This window comes from Streptomyces sp. NPDC048269, assembly GCF_040652395.1.
Lineage (GTDB): Bacteria > Actinomycetota > Actinomycetes > Streptomycetales > Streptomycetaceae > Streptomyces.
The window spans coordinates 255,144-273,387 of record NZ_JBEZLW010000004.1 but is presented as its reverse complement, the minus strand read 5'-3'; the positions used below and the strand labels follow the sequence as shown (position 1 = coordinate 273,387).

Annotated in this window: 17 protein-coding genes and 1 pseudogene; 9 read left to right on the top strand and 9 right to left on the bottom strand. The window is 69.1% G+C overall.

Annotated features, from left to right (window positions below; genetic code table 11):
* Nucleotides 1-32: 32 nt before the first annotated feature.
* The 3 genes and pseudogenes from AB0D48_RS06880 to AB0D48_RS06870 all read right to left on the bottom strand — a co-directional run.
* A pseudogene (locus tag AB0D48_RS06880) lies at nt 33-452 on the bottom strand (plasmid pRiA4b ORF-3 family protein); the annotation flags it as partial.
* A gap of 429 nt (nt 453-881) precedes the next feature.
* Nucleotides 882-1,079 carry a hypothetical protein gene (locus AB0D48_RS06875; RefSeq protein ID WP_362391725.1) on the bottom strand — a complete coding sequence of 66 codons (198 nt, stop codon included), beginning with the start codon at nt 1,077-1,079 and terminating at the stop codon, nt 882-884.
* 387 nt (nt 1,080-1,466) lie between these two features.
* Nucleotides 1,467-2,636 (bottom strand): magnesium and cobalt transport protein CorA, encoded by a 1,170-nt coding sequence (locus AB0D48_RS06870; protein ID WP_362391570.1) that lies wholly within the window; start codon nt 2,634-2,636, stop codon nt 1,467-1,469.
* 172 nt (nt 2,637-2,808) lie between these two features.
* Between AB0D48_RS06870 and AB0D48_RS06865 the strand changes: the two genes are divergently transcribed.
* Together AB0D48_RS06865 and AB0D48_RS06860 are read left to right on the top strand one after the other, a co-directional pair.
* On the top strand, nt 2,809-3,957 hold the full coding sequence (locus AB0D48_RS06865; protein ID WP_362391568.1) for a winged helix DNA-binding domain-containing protein: 1,149 nt from the start codon (nt 2,809-2,811) through the stop codon (nt 3,955-3,957).
* A 45-nt stretch (nt 3,958-4,002) separates the two neighbouring features.
* A complete protein-coding gene (locus AB0D48_RS06860) occupies nt 4,003-5,715 on the top strand; it encodes an AMP-binding protein (protein ID WP_362391567.1) in 1,713 nt (570 codons plus the stop codon).
* Nucleotides 5,716-5,753: 38 nt separating this feature from the next.
* Here AB0D48_RS06860 and AB0D48_RS06855 read toward each other — a convergent pair whose 3' ends face one another.
* Both AB0D48_RS06855 and AB0D48_RS06850 read right to left on the bottom strand, forming a co-directional pair.
* Nucleotides 5,754-6,242: a glutathione peroxidase gene (locus tag AB0D48_RS06855; RefSeq protein WP_362391565.1), complete on the bottom strand. Its 489-nt coding sequence runs from the start codon at nt 6,240-6,242 to the stop codon at nt 5,754-5,756.
* A gap of 82 nt (nt 6,243-6,324) precedes the next feature.
* Entirely contained in the window at nt 6,325-7,170 is an 846-nt protein-coding gene (locus AB0D48_RS06850) for a hypothetical protein (protein WP_362391563.1), read from the bottom strand.
* 269 nt (nt 7,171-7,439) lie between these two features.
* Here AB0D48_RS06850 and gcl point away from each other — a divergent pair, with 269 nt between their 5' ends.
* Entirely contained in the window at nt 7,440-9,227 is a 1,788-nt protein-coding gene (gcl, locus tag AB0D48_RS06845; RefSeq protein ID WP_362391561.1) for a glyoxylate carboligase, read from the top strand.
* Between the two features lie 148 nt (nt 9,228-9,375).
* On the opposite strand, the gene AB0D48_RS06840 is transcribed toward gcl, so the two are convergent.
* The 4 genes from AB0D48_RS06840 to AB0D48_RS06825 form a co-directional block, all read right to left on the bottom strand.
* Nucleotides 9,376-9,894 carry a hypothetical protein gene (locus AB0D48_RS06840; RefSeq protein WP_362391559.1) on the bottom strand — a complete coding sequence of 173 codons (519 nt, stop codon included), beginning with the start codon at nt 9,892-9,894 and terminating at the stop codon, nt 9,376-9,378.
* Nucleotides 9,895-10,401: 507 nt separating this feature from the next.
* Nucleotides 10,402-11,859, bottom strand: coding sequence for a catalase (locus tag AB0D48_RS06835; protein WP_362391719.1), 1,458 nt, complete (start codon nt 11,857-11,859; stop codon nt 10,402-10,404).
* 216 nt (nt 11,860-12,075) lie between these two features.
* The gene (locus AB0D48_RS06830) at nt 12,076-12,975 is read right to left on the bottom strand and encodes a 2-hydroxy-3-oxopropionate reductase (protein WP_362391557.1); all 900 of its coding nucleotides are present in this window, start codon (nt 12,973-12,975) and stop codon (nt 12,076-12,078) included.
* 75 nt (nt 12,976-13,050) lie between these two features.
* On the bottom strand, nt 13,051-13,884 hold the full coding sequence (locus tag AB0D48_RS06825; RefSeq protein WP_362391555.1) for a TIM barrel protein: 834 nt from the start codon (nt 13,882-13,884) through the stop codon (nt 13,051-13,053).
* A 125-nt stretch (nt 13,885-14,009) separates the two neighbouring features.
* On the opposite strand from AB0D48_RS06825, the gene AB0D48_RS06820 reads away from it, so the two are divergent.
* The 6 genes from AB0D48_RS06820 (at nt 14,010) to AB0D48_RS06795 (ending at nt 18,239) form a co-directional block, all read left to right on the top strand.
* The gene (locus AB0D48_RS06820; RefSeq protein WP_362391553.1) at nt 14,010-14,261 is read left to right on the top strand and encodes a thiamine-binding protein; all 252 of its coding nucleotides are present in this window, start codon (nt 14,010-14,012) and stop codon (nt 14,259-14,261) included.
* Nucleotides 14,258-14,653 (top strand): helix-turn-helix domain-containing protein, encoded by a 396-nt coding sequence (locus AB0D48_RS06815; RefSeq protein ID WP_362391551.1) that lies wholly within the window; start codon nt 14,258-14,260, stop codon nt 14,651-14,653. The genes AB0D48_RS06820 and AB0D48_RS06815 overlap by 4 nt, the downstream gene beginning before the upstream one ends.
* A 154-nt stretch (nt 14,654-14,807) precedes the next feature.
* Nucleotides 14,808-15,326 (top strand): 2-oxo-4-hydroxy-4-carboxy-5-ureidoimidazoline decarboxylase, encoded by a 519-nt coding sequence (uraD, locus tag AB0D48_RS06810; protein WP_362391549.1) that lies wholly within the window; start codon nt 14,808-14,810, stop codon nt 15,324-15,326.
* 2 nt (nt 15,327-15,328) lie between these two features.
* Nucleotides 15,329-15,718 carry a hydroxyisourate hydrolase gene (uraH, locus tag AB0D48_RS06805; RefSeq protein WP_362391547.1) on the top strand — a complete coding sequence of 130 codons (390 nt, stop codon included), beginning with the start codon at nt 15,329-15,331 and terminating at the stop codon, nt 15,716-15,718.
* Nucleotides 15,719-15,720: 2 nt separating this feature from the next.
* The gene (pucL, locus tag AB0D48_RS06800) at nt 15,721-16,644 is read left to right on the top strand and encodes a factor-independent urate hydroxylase (RefSeq protein ID WP_362391545.1); all 924 of its coding nucleotides are present in this window, start codon (nt 15,721-15,723) and stop codon (nt 16,642-16,644) included.
* Between the two features lie 191 nt (nt 16,645-16,835).
* Nucleotides 16,836-18,239, top strand: coding sequence for an 8-oxoguanine deaminase (locus AB0D48_RS06795; RefSeq protein WP_362391544.1), 1,404 nt, complete (start codon nt 16,836-16,838; stop codon nt 18,237-18,239).
* The last annotated feature ends 5 nt before the right edge of the window (nt 18,240-18,244 follow it).

Here is an 18,244-nt window from a genome sequence, read left to right as displayed (position 1 = left end):
CCCGCCGCCCGCAGCTCGGCGACAAGCTCGCCGTACGGGCCATCCCCGGCCCCGTCCGCGGTGTCGAGGAACTCCAGCACCTCGGCCAGCCCCCACACGCCGCCGATGTCCTCGGCCGGTACATCGGCGCGACGCCCACCGACGCAGCGCACTGTCCGCTCCGCGCCGACCGGGCGCGGCAGTGTCTTCTCCAGCGTGATCCCGTGCTCCCAGTCGTCGCCGAAGTCGTAGCGCAGCCGTGCCTTCTCCTCGGCCAGCACGTCGCCGAGCGCGGTGGCGTCCTCGTCGCCGACCTCGTGGCCGAAGCCGAGATCGATGCCGGTGAGCCGGGCCGCATCGCCGTACCCCCGGCCGAACTCGTCGGTGAAGAGATGCAGATGGCCACCGTGCCATCCGAAGGCGACCTGGATGGCGTCGTGCAGCGTCCCGAGCGAGGTATCGGACGGCAGCACAAGGCGCCGCCACAGGGGCGGTCTTGTGCCGTGCAGCACGATCTCAGCTGGAGATCGGACGGGGCCGTCTTCCCGTCTCGCCGCATCTACTGCTCCTACGGCACCGGGGCCACTCGAACGGCCCCATCATGGCGCTGCCGGTATGCCCGGCTCAATCCCGGTTGTGGCGGCCACCGTCCTTCGGGGCATACACGGTCCCGACGCCGCCCGCAGCGGGTATCTTCTGCCCTCGCGACCTTTCGCGGGGCGGTAAAGGCGCTCGGGAGCGCATGGCCCTACCGGCCACGGCTGTCGCATCCCTCGACATGTGCGGACGCGGCGTGATGCCGGGTTTCGTAGCCCGTCCGGGTGTCTGAGCCGCGTGAGTCGGAGCTCTTGGGGCTGGTCGGTCTCGTCGGCAGCCTGCAGATGCGTCTCGTCCGGATTCGATCAGTCGATGTCCGGATCATCGGACTCTTCGAGGAGTCGGGCCGCGAGGTCGTCGGCCCACTCCACGGCCCGGGTACGAAGAGTGGCGATGGTGGTCTCGTCCAGGCCGTAGGCGGCGAAGGCTTCGTCATCGGTCCACTCGGCGCCCCCGATGGTGTCCTCGGCGGGACACCATCGGGTAGCAGACCACTCCGGCACGCATGCTGACGTCGGCGGCCTTCGCGGGCGGTGGGTGGCGGCCGGTTCAGCGCCGGCATCGGGAGGCGTACGGAGCGGGCCGAGGGTGCCTCCGTTCAGCAGCGATGTCACTCTCTGTGATCCGTTGCGGGTGCAGCAAGGGCCACGGTGAGATGTTGACCAGGAAAGCGGGACAGGGCCGAAGCCGCAGACGCAAGACCTGGGTCGTCAGCCGATTCTCCCCAGCGACGCCAGGAGGGCAAAAGTCCTGGTCAGGGCCTGGCCGGAGGTAGGTAGACGAGATTACCGTCACTTCTCCCCAGGGACTCCCCAGCGCCCCGTATGAACACCCATTCCGGAGATGCAACAGCAAACTATGTACGCTGCGTGGGTGGAGCCGGTCGACCCCTAGAGCCAGTCCCGACGCTTGAAAATCACGTACAAACTTACGCAAACCACGCCCATCAAGCCGACCGCGAAGGGGTATCCGAAGCTCCAACTCAGCTCAGGCATCTGCTCGAAGTTCATGCCGTAGATGGTGCCGACCAACGTGGGAGCGAAGAGGATGGCGGCCCAGGAGGAGATCTTCTTGATTTCCTCGTTCTGTTCGAAGCCGGCTTCGGCGAGGGCGCGCATTTCGGCGTTCTGTTGTTGGGAGACCAGGGTGGCGTTCACCGTCAGGATTTCCGTGAGGGCCTGGCGGAAGCCGTCGACGCGTTCGCTGGTGTGGGTGACGTGGTCGGCCACGTCGCGGAGGTAGCGCTGGAGTTCCTCGTCCGTGCCGTATTTGGCGAAGCCCGCCATCAGGCCGTGGAGCATGCCCACCAGGGGGCGGGTGGCGCGTTGGAACTCGACCATTTCGCGGGAGAGCTCGTAGATGCGGCGGGACACCGCCGGGTCGCCGCGGAAGACCTCCGTCTCGATCTCGTCGATGTCGGTCTGGACGCCTTCGACGACCGGGGCATAGCCGTCGACCACCGCGTCGAGGATGGCGTACAGGGCGGCCTCGGGGCCGAGGGAGAGGAGTTCCGGGGTCTCCTCCATGCGGCGGCGCACGGACGAGAGGTCCGGGGCGCCGCCGTGGCGGACCGTGATCAGGAAGTCCGGGCCGACGAAGATGTGGAGCTCGCCGAAGTCCACCTCCTCCTGCGCGTCCAGGTAGCGGGCGGCGCGCAGTACGACGAACAGAGTGTCGCCGTAACGCTCCAGCTTGGGGCGCTGATGGGCCTCCAGGGCGTCCTCCACGGCGAGTTCGTGGAGGTTGAACTCGGCGGCAAGGGAATGGAGTTCGGGCTCGGTGGGGCGGTGCAGGCCGATCCAGGCCATGCCGTCCGGTTCCTCCCGCAGTCGCCGGAAGGTGTCCGCCAGGCTGGCGGGGGATGCGATGCGGCGGCCGTCGCGGTAGACGGCCGAGTCGATCACGCTGCGGTGGTTCGGGGGAGTGGGCGCATCCGGGGCGGGCTGCGGAGCGGCCGGGGGTCCCGCCGGGGGCGTGTCGGCCGGGGAGGCCGGGCGACGCCAGCCCGTGCGCTTGCCGGCGGACGGCGAGGGGTGGCGGTCTGGGCGGCGCTCCGACATCGCAGGTCTGCTCCCGGTCGAAGGATCGAACGTCTGTTTAGGGGCAAGAGGCAGGATATACGGGAGAAAGGGGCGCCGGGCCTGGTGTCTGGAGTTCGGTGGCCGGTCTTTCCTTGAACTCGCCGCCTCCTTGCGGACAGAAGGTGTCCGCAAGGAGCGTTAGTTTGCAGTCATGGCCTCCAGGACGACGCATCCCGTACTCGACACCCGCGCTCTCAACCGTGCCACCCTCGCCCGCCAGTTGCTGCTGAGCCGCGCAGAGATGTCCGCGCGGGACGCCCTCGCGCACCTCCTGGGCCTCCAGGCGCAGAACGTCAAGCCCCCCTATTTCCAGCTCCACGCCCGCCTCGCAGGCTTCCGGCCCGCCGAGCTGGCCGGTCTCATGGAGTCGCGGGAAGCCGTCCGGATGGTCACCATGCGTTCCACCATCCACACGCACACCGCCCACGACGCCCTGACCCTCAGGCCCCTCGTCCAGCCCGCCCGGGACCGGGAGGTGAACTACTTCCGCAAGGGCCTCGCCGGAGTGGACCTGGAACGGCTCGCCGAGCTCGCCCGCGCCTTCGTCGAGAGCGAGCCGCGCACCATGGGGGAGATCCGCGAGGAGCTGCTCCAGGAGTGGCCCGACGCCGACCCGCAGTCCCTGTCCGTCGCCGCCCGGTGCCGGCTGCCACTGGTCCAGGTCACGCCCCGCGGAGTGTGGGGGCGCAGCGGCGGGGTCCGCCTCACCACCGTGGAGAACTGGCTCGCTCAGCCCGCCGGGGAGGCGCAGCCCGTGGACGAGGTCGTGCTGCGCTACCTCGCCGCGTTCGGACCCGCCTCCGTCAAGGACATGCAGGTCTGGGCCGGGCTCACCCGCCTCCGGGAGGCCTTCGAGCGGCTGCGTCCCGGCCTGGCCGTCTTCCGCGACGAGAAGGGCGTCGAGCTCTTCGACCTGCCCGAGGCGCCCCGGCCCCACGCCGACACCCCGGCGCCACCCCGCTTCCTCCCCGAATTCGACAACCTCCTCCTCTCCCACGCCGACCGCTCCCGCGTGGTCGCCCCCGAGATCAAGGGGCGCACCTGGACGGGGAACCAGGCCCACTGCACCCTGCTCGTCGACGGATTCCTCGGCGGCCTCTGGAAGCAGGAGCGGAACGCGATCACCGTCGAGCTGTTCGGGAACGTCTCCCCGGCGCTGAAGGAGGAGATCGCCACCGAGGCCGAGCTGATGGTCGCAACCATGAGCGGAGGACCCGCGGACCCGGGGCGGGACAGCGGGCGGGACCCCGGACGGGACCCCGGAAAGGTCTCCGTACGCTTCGCGTCAATCCACGGCTGACGCCGCTCTGGTGGTCCGTACGGCGCACGCGGCACGATGCCTGGCATGACGACCGAGAGTGCGCAGACCGACAGTGCGCCGAACAGCGCCACCGCCCAGTTCCTGGCCGCGCGGGACTTCCTGCTGGAACGCCGCGGGGACTACGCGGCCGCCCACGCCGGATTCACCTGGCCCCGACCCCACCGCTTCAACTGGGCCCTGGACTGGTTCGACCACATCGCCGCCGGGAACGACGCCGACGCCCTGCGCATCGTCGAGGAGGACGGCACCAGCCAGGCCCTCTCCTTCGCGGAGCTGTCCGTACGGTCCGACGCGGCCGCCATCTGGCTGCGCGAGCAGGGGGTGGCCGCCGGGGACCGGGTCCTGGTCATGCTCGGAAACCAGCGCGAGCTGTGGGAGATCGTGCTCGGCGCGATGAAAATGCGTGCCGTCGTCATCCCCGCCACCCCGCTGCTCGGCCCGGCCGACCTGCGCGACCGCATCGAGCGGGGCCACGTACGCCACGTCATCGCGCGTGCCGAGGACACCGCCAAGTTCGACGGGGTGCCGGGGACCTACACCCGGATCGCCGCCGGACCCGAGGCCCCCACCGGCTGGCGGCGACTGGACGACATGTACGCGGCCGAGGGTGCCTTCACCCCCGACGGCGAGACCCTCGCCACCGACCCGCTGATGCTGTACTTCACCAGCGGCACCACCGCCCGCCCCAAGCTCGTGGAGCACACGCACGCCTCGTACCCCATCGGGCACCTCTCCACCATGTACTGGCTCGGGCTGCGCCCGGGAGACGTCCACCTCAACATCGCCTCGCCCGGCTGGGCCAAGCACGCCTGGTCCAACCTCTTCGCCCCCTGGAACGCCGGCGCGACCGTCTTCGTCCACAACTACGCCCGCTTCGACGCCGAGCGGCTGATGGACGAGATGGACCGGCACGGCGTGACCACCTTCTGCGCGCCGCCCACCGTGTGGCGGATGCTGATCCAGTCCGACCTCACCCGGCTGGCCAGGCCCCCGCGCGAGGCCGTCGCCGCCGGCGAGCCGCTCAACCCGGAGGTGATCGAGAAGGTCCGCGAGGCCTGGGGCATCACCATCCGCGACGGGTTCGGCCAGACCGAGACCACCCTCCAGGTCGGCAACTTCCCCGGGGTCTCCGTCAAGCCCGGCTCCATGGGCCGTCCCGCACCCGGCTACGAGATCGTCCTCCTGGACCCCGTCACGGGCAAGGAGTCCCCCGACGAGGGCGAGCTCTGCGTGGACCTGCGCACGAAGCCCGCCGGCGTGACCACCGGCTACCGCGACGACCCCGAGCGCACCGCCGAGGCCATGGCGGACGGGCTCTACCGCACAGGTGACATCGCCTCGCGCGACGCCGACGGGTACCTCACCTACGTCGGGCGTTCCGACGACGTCTTCAAGGCCTCCGACTACAAGATCAGCCCCTTCGAGCTGGAGAGCGCCCTGCTGGAGCACGAGGCCGTGGCCGAGGCCGCCGTCGTCCCGGCCCCCGACCCGCTCCGCCTCGCCGTGCCGAAGGCGTACGTCACCCTCGCCGCCGGCTGGGAGCCCGGACCGGAGACGGCCCGGGCGCTGTTCGAGCACTCCCGCGCGGTGCTGTCCCCGTACAAGAGGATCCGCCGCATCGAGTTCGGCGAGCTCCCGAAGACCGTGTCCGGCAAGATCCGCCGGGTGGAGCTGCGGGAGCTCACCGCGGCCGGATCGGCGGCGGAGTACGACGAGTCCGACCTGAACCCCGGCTGAGCCGGGCCGGCAAACCCGGGCCCTGGGGACGCCACGACCTAGACGGGCAGGTGCGCCTCGATCGCCGCGACGACCTCGGGGGACTCGGGCTCGGTACGCGGACGGAAGCGTGCCACGACCTCGCCGGCGGGGGAGATCAGGAACTTCTCGAAGTTCCACTGGATGTCCCCCGCCTCGCCCTCCGCGTCCGGGACCTTCACGAGCTCCTGGTAGAGGGGGTGCCGGTTCTCGCCGTTGACCTCGGACTTCTCCAGCATCGGGAAGGTGACGCCGAAACCGGCCGCGCAGAAGGTCTGGATGTCCTCGGCGTTGCCGGGCTCCTGCTCGCCGAACTGGTTGCAGGGCACGCCGATGACGGTGAAGCCCTTCTCCTCGTACGTGAACTGCAGGCGGGCCAGTCCCGAGTACTGCGGGGTCAGACCGCACTGAGAGGCGGTGTTCACCAGCAGGATCGCCTTGCCCTTGTGGGCCCCGAGGCTGGTGGGCTCGTCGGACAGGGTGGTCAGCGGGATGTCGTAAAGGCTCATCGGGCTCTCCTGGCAGGAAGCGGATAACGCCTCCGAGCGTAGGCGATGCCCGCGCCGTGCCCCCGGGGCGGCTGCGCGCCCGCTACGCGCCCGTGCCGACCAGCTCGTCCGCCGGGTCGTTGACCGGCTGCGGCATGCCCGTGAGGTCCATGACGAACAGCGGTATCCCGAGGTCGTCCGCGCGGCTGCGGGCGTCCTGCGTGTATCCGGCGAGCGCGAAGTAGACGCTGGTCGCGGAAGCTGTGAGTCCGTTCAGCCAGACGCACTCCACCGCCCGCACCCCGGCCGGCGCGGTGGTGGGGTCCACCTGCGCGACCAGGCCCGGAGCCCGCAGGTCCACGGCCGCCGAGGGGATCGGCCGCCCGTCGGGCTGCCGTACGTCCTGGAAGCCGAGCCAGCGCAGGTACAGCGCGGCGGTGGCCACCGCGTCGCGGGCCGTACGGATGGTCACCGGCCGGAACGCGGGGCGCGGCACCGGTGCCGTCGGCGGCAGCGGTATGTGCGCCGGATGCGGACCCGGCCCCTCGGTGGCCCGACCGGCCGGGTCCGCCGCCCTGGGAGACCCCGCCTGTACGCCGTCGCCGTCGCCGTCGCGGGACCCGGCCTGCTCAGCCCGGTCCACCGGATGCACGGGGTGCGTGGGGTGAACGGGATGCGCCGGGCGAACGGGGTGCACCGGAATCCGCACCACCGTCCCGCACGATCCGCACCCCAGCTCGGGCTGCGGCCACTCGTTCTCCCGCCCGCAGGACTCGCAGCGCACCGCCACCCAGCTGTCCGACCAGGTCCGATGGGTCAGCGGATCGGGTGGCGCCGTCAGATCCAGCGGCGGATTGACCGGACTCCCGCAGGCGCAGGGGAAGACCGGGGCGGTGTAGCCGTTCTCGCGCAGGCACGCCGGGCAGCGCACCGGTACCGCTTCCGCCATGAGACCTGGACCCCCTCCGTCGCTGTGCGTAGGTCCATGCTCCACCACCCGCGACCGTCGGGGCGAGCCCGCCCGCCGAATCCGGTGGATTCCCGCCGGAGGCTCCGGTCATTTGTGCAACACACCGAGCGAGACGCGGCTTTTGGTGGCATCCGGGGTCCGCGAGCGCCTTGACGTGGGGGAAGCCGCCGCTTAGCTTGTTCCGTATAGCAGAACAAAACTTCCGGATGACGGAAAAAGTCTGACCGCCAGACCCGCAGGAGAACCTGATGCCTCGTATGACAGCCGCCGCTGCCGCAGTTGAGATCCTCAAGCTCGAGGGTGTCGAACAAGCGTTCGGCGTCCCCGGTGCTGCGATCAACCCGTTCTACCGCGAGCTCAAGAACGTGGGCGGCATCAAGCACACGCTGGCCCGCCACGTCGAGGGCGCTTCGCACATGGCCGAGGGCTACACGCGGGCCAAGGCGGGGAACATCGGTGTCTGCATCGGTACCTCGGGCCCGGCCGGCACAGACATGATCACCGGCCTGTACTCCGCGATCGCGGACTCGATCCCGATCCTGTGCATCACCGGTCAGGCTCCGGTCTCGAAGCTCCACAAGGAGGACTTCCAGGCCGTCGACATCGCCTCGATCGCCAAGCCGGTCACCAAGAAGGCCACCACCGTCCTGGAGGCCGCGCAGGTCCCGGGCGTGTTCCAGGAGGCCTTCCACCTGATGCGCTCCGGCCGTCCGGGCCCGGTCCTGATCGACCTCCCGATCGACGTCCAGCTGACCGAGATCGAGTTCGACCCCGCGACCTACCAGCCGCTGCCGGTCTACAAGCCGCAGGCCAGCCGTGCGCAGGCCGAGAAGGCCCTGAGCTTCCTGCTGGAGTCCGCGCGCCCGCTGATCGTCGCCGGTGGCGGCATCATCAACGCCGACGCCTCCGACCTGCTGGTCGAGTTCGCCGAGCTCACGAACATCCCGGTCATCTCCACCCTGATGGGCTGGGGCACCATCCCGGACGACCACGAGCTGAGCGCCGGCATGGTCGGTGTCCAGACCTCGCACCGCTACGGCAACGCGACCTTCCTGGAGTCGGACTTCGTCCTCGGCATCGGCAACCGCTGGGCCAACCGTCACACCGGTTACAACCTGGACGCCTACACCAAGGGCCGCAAGTTCGTCCACGTCGACATCGAGCCCACCCAGATCGGCAAGATCTTCGCCCCGGACTTCGGCATCGCCTCCGACGCCAAGGCCGCGCTGGAGCTCTTCATCGAGGTCGCCAAGGACCTCAAGGCCGAGGGCAAGCTGCCGGACTTCTCCGCCTGGGCCGAGTCCGCCCAGGAGCGCAAGGCCACCCTGCAGCGCCGTACGCACTTCGACAACATCCCCATGAAGCCGCAGCGCGTCTACGAGGAGATGAACAAGGCCTTCGGCCCGGAGACCCGCTACGTCACCACCATCGGTCTGTCCCAGATCGCCGGTGCGCAGATGCTGCACGTCTACAAGCCGCGCAACTGGATCAACTGCGGCCAGGCCGGTCCGCTCGGCTGGACCATCCCGGCCGCGATCGGTGCCGCCACCGCGGACCCGGAGACCCCGATCGTCGCCCTCTCCGGCGACTACGACTTCCAGTTCATGATCGAGGAGCTCGCGGTCGCCGCGCAGCACAAGGTCCCCTACGTCCACGTCCTGGTGAACAACGCCTACCTGGGCCTGATCCGTCAGGCGCAGGGCGGCCTGGGCATCAACTTCGAGGTCAACCTCGAATTCGAGAACATCAACACCCCGGAGATCGGCGTCTACGGCGTCGACCACGTCAAGGTCGCCGAGGGTCTGGGCGTCAAGGCGATCCGCGTCACCGACCCGAACGAGCTGGGTGCCGCCTTCGAGCAGGCCAAGAAGCTGGCCCAGGAGTTCCAGGTCCCGGTCGTCGTCGAGGCCATCCTCGAGCGCGTCACCAACATCTCGATGAGCAAGACGGTCGACATGAGCGACGTCACGGAGTTCGAGGAGCTCGCGACCGAGGCGGGCCACGCCCCGACCGCGATCAAGGCCCTCAAGGTCTGATCCGTAAGGTCTGATCCACCCGCACTGCCGAACGGTCCCCGCCCCTCCTCGGAGGGACGGGGGCCGTTCTGCGTAGCGTGCGGGGGTCGGGGCCGTTCTGCCGTCATCGGGGCCGGGGCCTGGGTCAGGGCCGGGGCCGGGGCCGGGGCTATGTGGGGCGGGGCCCGAGCTCCGTCTCCACCGCACCGGTCAGCAGCCCGCGGGCGCGCTCCAGGGTGAGGGAGCCGCTCAGCCAGCGTTCGCCGAGCCCCTCCACCAGGGCGGTGAGCCGCTCGGCGGCGTCGAGCGACGCGACGTGCAGGTCGGCGAGGCCGGCCGCCTGGGCGTCCGAGACGGCGTCCGCCGTGTCCTGGGACCGGGAACGGGTGGACTCGGCGAGGGGCTCGCGCAGTTCGGCGTGGAAGACGGCGCCGGCCCGCAGCTCGCCCCGGGTGGTGCTGTTCTCGCGGACCCGCGGGGCGTCCTGCAGCTCGCTCAGCAGGGCTTGGAGAAGCGTGGCGCGTGCGTCCTCGCCGCCGTACCGGAGGTGGGCGCCCGTGCCGTGCGTACGGACGGGTCCGCGCGGTGACCGAGGACCTGGTCGTGACGGACTCCGGGCAGGATCGTGGAACAGGTCCCGACGGCGTCGGTCCTGTCGGCCCCGGGCGCGCGTACCCGGACCACGCATGCCCGAGCATCCGTACACCCGACGCCTGCTGGACGCCGTAGCGCGCGGGCCGTAGCGGGCAGGGGCGGGCAGGGTCAAAGGCGCGGGCAGGGGCAAGGGCGGGCAGGGGCAAAGGCGGGTACGACAAAGCGCCGAGTCACGGGACCGTCCGTGACTCGGCGCTCTGGTTGTTACCGCCCGACGGAGCGAGGCTGGCGCGACAGGACGTTCGCACCGCCGGGCGGAGACTGGGGGAGGTGGGGTTCCTCCGCGTACAGGGGACTCTGTGCGTGGCCCCTGTACGGAGAGGAGTGGCTGGGACCGTGGCGGGCGGGCGACGAGAACTCCGGCGCCGTCTCCCTCAGGTCAAGAGACGGGCCTCGGAACCCATTACCACCGCACTGGCTCGCACACCTGCCACGGTCCTCGTCCTGCCCTCGCCGCGTACCACCCCTCATCCGGGTCCACGGGTCGGGCTCAGCACCCGGGGCCTGACCTCCCGTCAGGCCCCCGGTACATCTGTGGGGCTCAGGCGTCGCGCAGGGCGCGGACGGCCTCCTCGACGCGCTTGCCGTAGTCGGCGTCGGCGGCGTGGAAGTGAGCCAGGTTCTTCTCGATGACGTCCTCCAGGGTGACCTGAGACAGACCGCCGGCGATGTTCGCCACCAGACGCTGCTTCTCGGCCTCCGACATCAGGCGGTAGAGCTCACCGGCCTGGAAGAAGTCGTCGTCCTTGGTGTGGGCCGGGGCCTCGTGGGTGCCCGTGTAGCCGGAGACGGCCTTCGGGGCGCCGAGCGCGAGACCGGTCTCGGCAGGGCCCTGGTACGAGTTGGGCTCGTAGTTCTTGTCGTGGCGCGAACCGTTGCGCAGCGCCATGACGCCGTCGCGGCCGTAGTTGTCGGCCTTCGTCGCCTTCGGGGCGTTGACCGGCAGCACGGTGTGGTTCACACCGAGGCGGTAGCGCTGGGCGTCGGCGTAGGCGAACAGGCGGCCCTGGAGCATCTTGTCCGGCGAGGCGGTGATGCCCGGGACGAAGTTGTTCGGGGAGAACGCGGACTGCTCGACCTCGGCGAAGACGTTGTCCGGGTTGCGGTCGAGGACCAGGCGGCCCACGCGCTGCAGCGGGTAGTCGGCGTGCGGCCACACCTTGGTGAGGTCGAACGGGTTGAAGCGGTAGTCCGCGGCCTCGGCGGCGGGCATGATCTGGACGTAGAGGGTCCAGCTCGGGTTCACACCGCGCTCGATCGCCTGCAGCAGGTCGGTCTGGTGCGAGTTCGCGTCCTTGCCGACGAGCTCGGCGGCCTGCTCGCCGGAGAGGCAGCGGATGCCCTGGTTCGTCTTGAAGTGGTACTTGACGAAGAAGGCCTCGCCCTGCTCGTTGGTCCACTGGTACGTGTGGGAGCCGTAACCGTTCATGTGACGGTACGACGCCGGGATACCGCGGTCGCCCATGAGCCAGGTGATCTGGTGCGTCGCCTCGGGGGCGTGCGCCCAGAAGTCCCAGACGTTGTCCGGCTCCTGCTTGCCCGTGAAGGGGTCGCGCTTCTGCGAGTGGATGAAGTCGGGGAACTTGATCGGGTCCTTGATGAAGAACACCGGGGTGTTGTTGCCGACGAGGTCGTAGTTGCCCTCTTCGGTGTAGAACTTCAGCGCGAAGCCGCGCGGGTCGCGGACGGCGTCCGCGCCACCCAGCGAGTCGGCGACGGTGGAGAACCGCAGGAAGGTCTCGGTCTTCTTGCCGACCGTGTTCAGGAACGCGGCGCTGGTGTACGCGGTGACGTCGTCGGTCACCTCGAAGTAGCCGTACGCGGCCGAGCCGCGGGCGTGCACCACGCGCTCCGGGATGCGCTCACGGTTGAAGCGGGCAAGCTTCTCGAGGAGCTGCTGGTCCTGGACCAGGAGCGGGCCACCGACGCCGGCGGTGGCGGAGTTCTGATTGTCGGCGACCGGGGCGCCGGACTCGGTCGTCAGCGTGCGCTTCGACATGGTGACCTTCCGTACGGGTAACTGCTGACGGAAAGTGTCTTCCGTCATGCGGAACAGCCTAATTTCGGCAGGAACTAAACGTCAACAGTTTGTTGAACGAAGTTGAAGAGAGGAAATCCGGACGGTGCCGGCGCTTGGGCGCGACAGGACAGGTGTCAGCACCGGCACCATCCGGAAACTCAGGTCCCCGTGAGGGGAAGGGGGCTCAGGTCGGGATCAGACCTGGGCGCCGGAGAGGCGCTCGACGGCGCGGAGCAGGGCCGAGTGGTCCAGGCCACCGTCACCCTGGGCGCGCAGCGAGGCCACCAGCTGGGCGACGACCGCGCCGACCGGGAGGGCCGCACCGACGTTGCGGGCGGCGTCGGTGACGATGCCCATGTCCTTGTGGTGCAGGTCGATCCGGAAACCGGGCTTGAAGTCGCGGTTCAGGAAGTTGTCCTTCTTGCGGGTCAGGACCGTGGAGCCGGCCAGACCGCCGTTGAGGACGTCCAGGGCGGCCTGCAGGTTCACGCCGGACTTCTCGAGGAAGACGACGGCCTCGGCGCACGCCTGGATGTTCACCGCGACGATGAGCTGGTTGGCGGCCTTCACCGTCTGGCCGGAGCCGTGGGGGCCGCAGAGCACGATGGTCTTGCCGAGGGCCTGGAGGACCGGCAGGGCCTCGTCGAAGTCGGCCTGCTCGCCACCCACCATGATCGACAGGACGGCCTCGATGGCGCCGGCCTCGCCACCGGACACCGGGGCGTCGATGACGCGGATGCCCTTCTCGGCGGCGTTCTTCGCGAGGTCGATCGAGGTCTGCGGGGTGATCGACGACATGTCGATGATCAGCGCACCGGACTTCGCGTTCTCCAGGATGCCGTTCTCACCGTAGGAGATGGCCTCGACCTGCGGGGAGGCGGGCACCATCGTGATGATGACGTCGGCGTCCTTGACGGCCTCGGCGATCGAGCCGGCGGCGGTGCCGCCGGCGGCGGCCAGGCGGTCCAGCTTGTCCTGCTCCAGGGTGAAGCCGGTGACCGAGTAGCCGGCCTTCAGGAGGTTCTCGGCCATGGGGGAGCCCATGATGCCGAGACCGATCCAGGCGATCGACGGGAGCGCAGCGGGGTTGCTCATGATGAGGGTCCTTCTCTTAATGCTTTGTACGAAAAGTGCGTGAGGTGCCTGGCTGATCGCCTGGACTTTGTCCGCCTACTTCGCGGCGCGGGCCTCGGCCGGCAGCCATGCGAAGGAGGCGGCAGCGTCGGCGGCCTTGTACTCCAGGCCTACATAGCCCTCGTATCCGGCCTTCTTCAGCTGGTCGAGCAGCTCCTCGAGGGGCAGCTCGCCGGTGCCGGGGGCACCGCGCCCGGGCTTGTCGGCGATCTGGACGTGCCCGGTCTTGGCGGCGTACTTTTCGATGACCTCGGAGAGGTCCTCATCGTTCATCGCCAAGTGGTACAGGTCGAGCAGGAACTTGGCGTTCCCGAGGCCGGTGGCCTCGTTCACCTTGTCCACGACCTCGATGCCGGCCGGGGCGCTCACCAGCGGGTAGAGCGGCGACTCCGGCTTGTTGAGGGTCTCGATCAGGAGGACCGCGCCGACGCGGTCGGCGGCCTGAGCGGCCACGACCAGGTTCTTCAGCGCGAGCTCGTCCTGTACGGCCGGGTCCACGCCTTCGACGCGGTTGCCGTAGAGGGCGTTGAGCGCCTTGCAGCCGACCGAGGCCGCGAAGTCGGCGGCCACGTTGATGTTGGCGTTGAAGCGCTCCGACTCCTCCCCGGGAACCGACACCGCACCGCGGTCCGGGCCCGGCAGCTGGCCGGCGTAGAAGTTCAGGCCCACCAGCTGGGTGCCGGCGTCCTCAAGAGCCTTCTTGAGGGCGTCGAGCTCCGCCTGTGCGGGGGTGGGGGTCTCGATCCAGGGCCACCACAGCTCGACCGCCGTGAAGCCCGCCGCGGCGGCAGCCGCGGGACGCTCCAGGAGCGGGAGTTCCGTGAAGAGGATCGAAAGGTTTACATCGAAGCGCTGGTCCGTGTATCCCATGAGGGGTGTGCGCTCCTTCCGTATTGCGGAAGTTAGTTTCTGCTTGATGGAAGACTGCATCGAGGTTCGCGCGGCTGTCAAGTGCGGACTCCCGAAAAGTCCTGACCGCCAGGTAGCTTGACCGCGTGCGATTGAGAGTGGAGTTCACGACCGAGCCCTTCGATCTCGAAGAGGCTCCTGCCCACGCCGTGGCCGCCCGCGAGGTCATCCAGAAGGCCCAGCTGGACGCGGTGGACGTCGGCCCGTTCGGCAACACCGCCGAAGGCGAGGCCGACCGGGTGATGGCCGCCGTGGGCGCGCTGCTGCGCGACTCGCTGGAGGCCGGAGCGACGCGCGTGACGCTCCAGGTCAATGTGATCGGGGAGGAGACGCCGTGACCGAGCCCCGCGACCACCCGTTCGTCACCGCGGTCAAGCCGCTCGTCGATGCCATGGGCGGCGAGCTGATGGATCCCGCCCAGGCGCAGCCCGACGACGTCGTGCTCAGCTGGGAGGGTCAGGACCTGCTGGCCGTGCGCCTGCCCCAGCTCTCGGACTCGCTGGACCACATCCTTGCGGCCCTGGAGCGCCGGCACGGCGTACCGTTGTCCCAGCTCGACCGCAAGTCCAAGCAGGACGTCGTGCGGATACTGGAGGCGCGGGGCGCCTTCTCCGTGCGGCACGGTGTGGAAACGGTCGCGGGCGCCCTGGGCGTAAGCCGTTTCACGGTCTACAACTACTTGAACCGGGACTCCGGCCCCAAAGGCACCGGTAAGAGCAGCCAAGAGTAGAAGTCCACTGACCCCCAGTGACGAGCCGCCGCCCAATTCACCCGGGCGGCGGCTTTTGTGTACGGGAAATTTCAACAAAGTGTTGACGCCGTGTTGTCGAGGGCGTTAGCTATGCGCAGCCCGTCAAAGCAACAACAGGCCACGGAGGCCTACCGTGACTTCGAGTCCGACCCCGGGTCTCACCCGGTTCAACGCCTTGGACGACAGCGCGGCCACGGCCGAGCTGCACGAGGTGTGCGCCAGCTCGGCATGGGTGAGCAAGCTGCTCGCCCAGCGCCCCTTCACCACCGTCGAGTCCCTGTTCGCCGCGAACGAGTCCGCCATGGCGGAGCTCACCGCGGAGGACCTGGGCGAGGCGATGGGAGGCCACGCGCCGATCGGCCGGCCGAAGCCGGGAGACCCGACCTCCGCCCGCGAGCAGCGTGGCATGGCCGGTGCCTCGGAGGAGCTGAAGAACGAGCTCCTCGAACTGAACCTGGCGTACCAGGAGAAGTTCGGCCACGTCTTCCTCATCTGCGCCACCGGTGCGACCGGTGAGTTCATGCGGGACGCGGTCAAGGTCCGGATCGACAACTCGCCGGAGCAGGAGCGAGAGATCGCCCGCGGTGAGCTCGTCAAGATCAACAAGATCCGTCTGACCCGCCTCGCCGAACTCGCAGAAGGAGGAGAGTGACCATGAGCACCGAGACCACCGCGTCGGTGTCCACGCACATCCTGGACACCAGCATCGGCAAGCCCGCCGAGGGCGTCGCCATCTCCCTGTCGGCCCGCACCGGACTCGACGGACAGTGGGCGGCCCTGGGCGGCTCCGCCACCGATGCGGACGGGCGCTGCAAGGACCTGCCGGCGCTGCCGGAGGGCACCACTCACGTGCGTCTCGACTTCGAGACCGAGACGTACTTCGCAAAGAAGCAAGCCGAGGCGCAGCAGGACGCCCCCCGCGTAAGGGACAGCGGTGCGTTCTTCCCCGAGGTCACCATCACCTTCGCGGTGAACCCGGGCGAGCACTACCACGTACCGCTGCTGCTCAACCCGTTCGGCTACTCCGTTTACCGAGGGAGCTAGTCATGGCCACGATTCTGGGCCAGAACCAGTACGGCAAGGCAGAGAACCGCGTCGTCAAGATCACGCGGGACGGCGACACCCACCACATCAAGGACCTGAACGTCTCGGTCGCCCTCTCCGGCGACATGGACGACGTCCACTACTCCGGCTCGAACGCCAACTGCCTCCCGACGGACACCACCAAGAACACGGTGTACGCGTTCGCCAAGGAGCACGGCATCGAGTCCGCCGAGCAGTTCGGCATCCACCTGGCCCGCTGGTTCGTGGGCAGCCAGGAGCCGATCCACCGGGCGCGCATCCGCATCGAGGAGTACGCCTGGGACCGGATCCCGACTTCGGACGCCAACTCCAAGTTCATCGGCTCCGACGAGGTCAAGCACTCCTTCGTCCGCAAGGGCCAGGAGACCCGCGTCACCCAGATCACGTACGACGGCCAGAACTGGGAGGTCATCTCCGGCCTCAAGGACCTGGTCGTCATGAACTCCACGAACTCCGAGTTCTGGGGTTACGTGAAGGACAAGTACACGACGCTGAAGGAGGCCTACGACCGCATCCTGGCCACCCAGGTGTCGGCTCGCTGGCGCTTCAACTGGTCGGACGACGAGCAGCGGATGCCCAACTGGGAGAAGTCGTACGCCGAGACCCGGAAGCACATGCTCCAGGCCTTCGCGGAGACCTACTCCCTCTCGCTGCAGCAGACCCTCTACCAGATGGGTTCGCGCATCATCAACCACCGTTCGGAGATCGACGAGGTCCGCTTCTCGCTCCCGAACAAGCACCACTTCCTCGTGGACCTCGAGCCGTTCGGCCTCAAGAACGACAACGAGGTCTACTTCGCCGCGGACCGCCCGTACGGTCTGATCGAGGCCACTGTCCTCCGGGACGGCGTCGACGCCCGTATCCCCGTGGACATGACCAACCTCTGACGCGGCACGCGCGTCCCGGGGCTCCGCAGTGGCCCCGGGACGGCGGCGACACGCATCAACTTCCTGAATCGGCACCCGGACGCACCTCGCGGGGCGGCAGTACTGTCAGCTGTCAAGGCCCCCGGCTCCGGCACTCAAATCTCCTGGGCCTTGCCGTGCCCGCACCGCCACTGAAAGCACGAGGAAGTCCCATGGCAGCATCGGCAGCCCCTGACAGCGCGGTCGAGCGCATCGTCATCGAGAACTGTGCGATCGCGACCGTCGACGCGAACGACACCGAGTACGCCTCGGGCCACGTGGTCGTCGCCGGCAACAAGATCGAGTCGATCGGTGCGGGCAAAGCCCCCGAGAACCTCGAGAACGTGGTCCGCCGCATCGACGGCACCGGGCACCTCGTGACCCCGGGTCTGGTCAACACGCACCACCACTTCTACCAGTGGATCACGCGTGGCCTGGCCACCGACCACAACCTCTTCAACTGGCTGGTCGCGCTGTACCCGACCTGGGCGCGCATCGACGAGCAGATGACGTACACGGCCGCCCAGGGCTCCCTGGCGATGATGGCCAAGGGCGGCGTCACCACCGCCATGGACCACCACTACGTCTTCCCCAAGGGCTCCGGCGACCTCTCCGGCTCGATCATCCGCGCCGCGTCCGAGATGGGTGTCCGCTTCACCCTCGCCCGCGGTTCGATGGACCGAAGCGAGAAGGACGGCGGCCTGCCGCCGGACCACGCCGTCGAGACCCTCGAAGGCGCGCTCGCCGACACCGAGGCGACCGTCAAGAAGCACCACGACCACTCCTTCGACGCGATGACCCAGGTCGCCGTCGCCCCGTGCTCCCCCTTCTCGGTCTCCACCGAGCTGCTGAAGCAGGGCGCCGAGCTGGCCCGCCGCCTGGGTGTGCGCATGCACACGCACGGCTCGGAGACCGTCGAGGAAGAGCAGTTCTGCAAGGAACTGTTCGGCATGGGCCCGACCGACTACTTCGAGTCGACCGGCTGGCTCGGCGAGGACGTGTGGATGGCGCACAGCGTCCACATGAACGACTCCGACATCGCCGCGTTCGCCCGTACCAAGACCGGTGTGGCGCACTGCCCGTCCTCCAACGCCCGCCTCGCCGCCGGCATCGCCCGCGTCCCGGACATGCTCGCCGCCGGTGTCCCGGTCGGCCTCGGCGTGGACGGCACCGCCTCCAACGAGTCCGGTGAGCTGCACACCGAGCTGCGCAACGCGCTGCTGATCAACCGCCTGAACCCGGTCCACCGCGAGCGCGCCCTGAACGCGCGTCAGGCCCTGCGCCTGGGTACGTACGGTGGCGCCCAGGTCCTCGGCCGCGCCGACAGCATCGGCTCGCTGGAGGTCGGCAAGTGCGCCGACCTGGTGATGTGGAACCTCAACACCCTGGCTCACTCCTCCATCGCCGACCCGGTCACCGCGCTGGTCTTCGGTGCGGCCGCCCCGGTGACCCTCTCGCTGGTCAACGGCAAGCAGATCGTCGAGAACAACCGACTGCTCTTCGCCGACGAGGACGCCATCGCGGTGTCCACGCGGGAAGAGGCCCAGCGCCTCGCGCGGATCGCCGCGCAGGCCTGATCCCG

Bases quoted from the DNA above. Each gene is read 5' to 3' on its own strand.
- AB0D48_RS06850 (WP_362391563.1), bottom strand. From the start codon at position 7,170: ATGGCGGAAGCGGTACCGGTGCGCTGCCCGGCGTGCCTGCGCGAGAAC.
- AB0D48_RS06855 (WP_362391565.1), bottom strand. From the start codon at position 6,242: ATGAGCCTTTACGACATCCCGCTGACCACCCTGTCCGACGAGCCCACC.
- AB0D48_RS06870 (WP_362391570.1), bottom strand. From the start codon at position 2,636: ATGTCGGAGCGCCGCCCAGACCGCCACCCCTCGCCGTCCGCCGGCAAG.
- AB0D48_RS06860 (WP_362391567.1), top strand. From the start codon at position 4,003: ATGACGACCGAGAGTGCGCAGACCGACAGTGCGCCGAACAGCGCCACC.
- gcl (WP_362391561.1), top strand. From the start codon at position 7,440: ATGCCTCGTATGACAGCCGCCGCTGCCGCAGTTGAGATCCTCAAGCTC.
- AB0D48_RS06795 (WP_362391544.1), top strand. From the start codon at position 16,836: ATGGCAGCATCGGCAGCCCCTGACAGCGCGGTCGAGCGCATCGTCATC.
- pucL (WP_362391545.1), top strand. From the start codon at position 15,721: ATGGCCACGATTCTGGGCCAGAACCAGTACGGCAAGGCAGAGAACCGC.
- AB0D48_RS06830 (WP_362391557.1), bottom strand. From the start codon at position 12,975: ATGAGCAACCCCGCTGCGCTCCCGTCGATCGCCTGGATCGGTCTCGGC.
- AB0D48_RS06825 (WP_362391555.1), bottom strand. From the start codon at position 13,884: ATGGGATACACGGACCAGCGCTTCGATGTAAACCTTTCGATCCTCTTC.
- uraH (WP_362391547.1), top strand. From the start codon at position 15,329: ATGAGCACCGAGACCACCGCGTCGGTGTCCACGCACATCCTGGACACC.
- AB0D48_RS06865 (WP_362391568.1), top strand. From the start codon at position 2,809: ATGGCCTCCAGGACGACGCATCCCGTACTCGACACCCGCGCTCTCAAC.
- AB0D48_RS06840 (WP_362391559.1), bottom strand. From the start codon at position 9,894: ATGCGTGGTCCGGGTACGCGCGCCCGGGGCCGACAGGACCGACGCCGT.
- AB0D48_RS06835 (WP_362391719.1), bottom strand. From the start codon at position 11,859: ATGTCGAAGCGCACGCTGACGACCGAGTCCGGCGCCCCGGTCGCCGAC.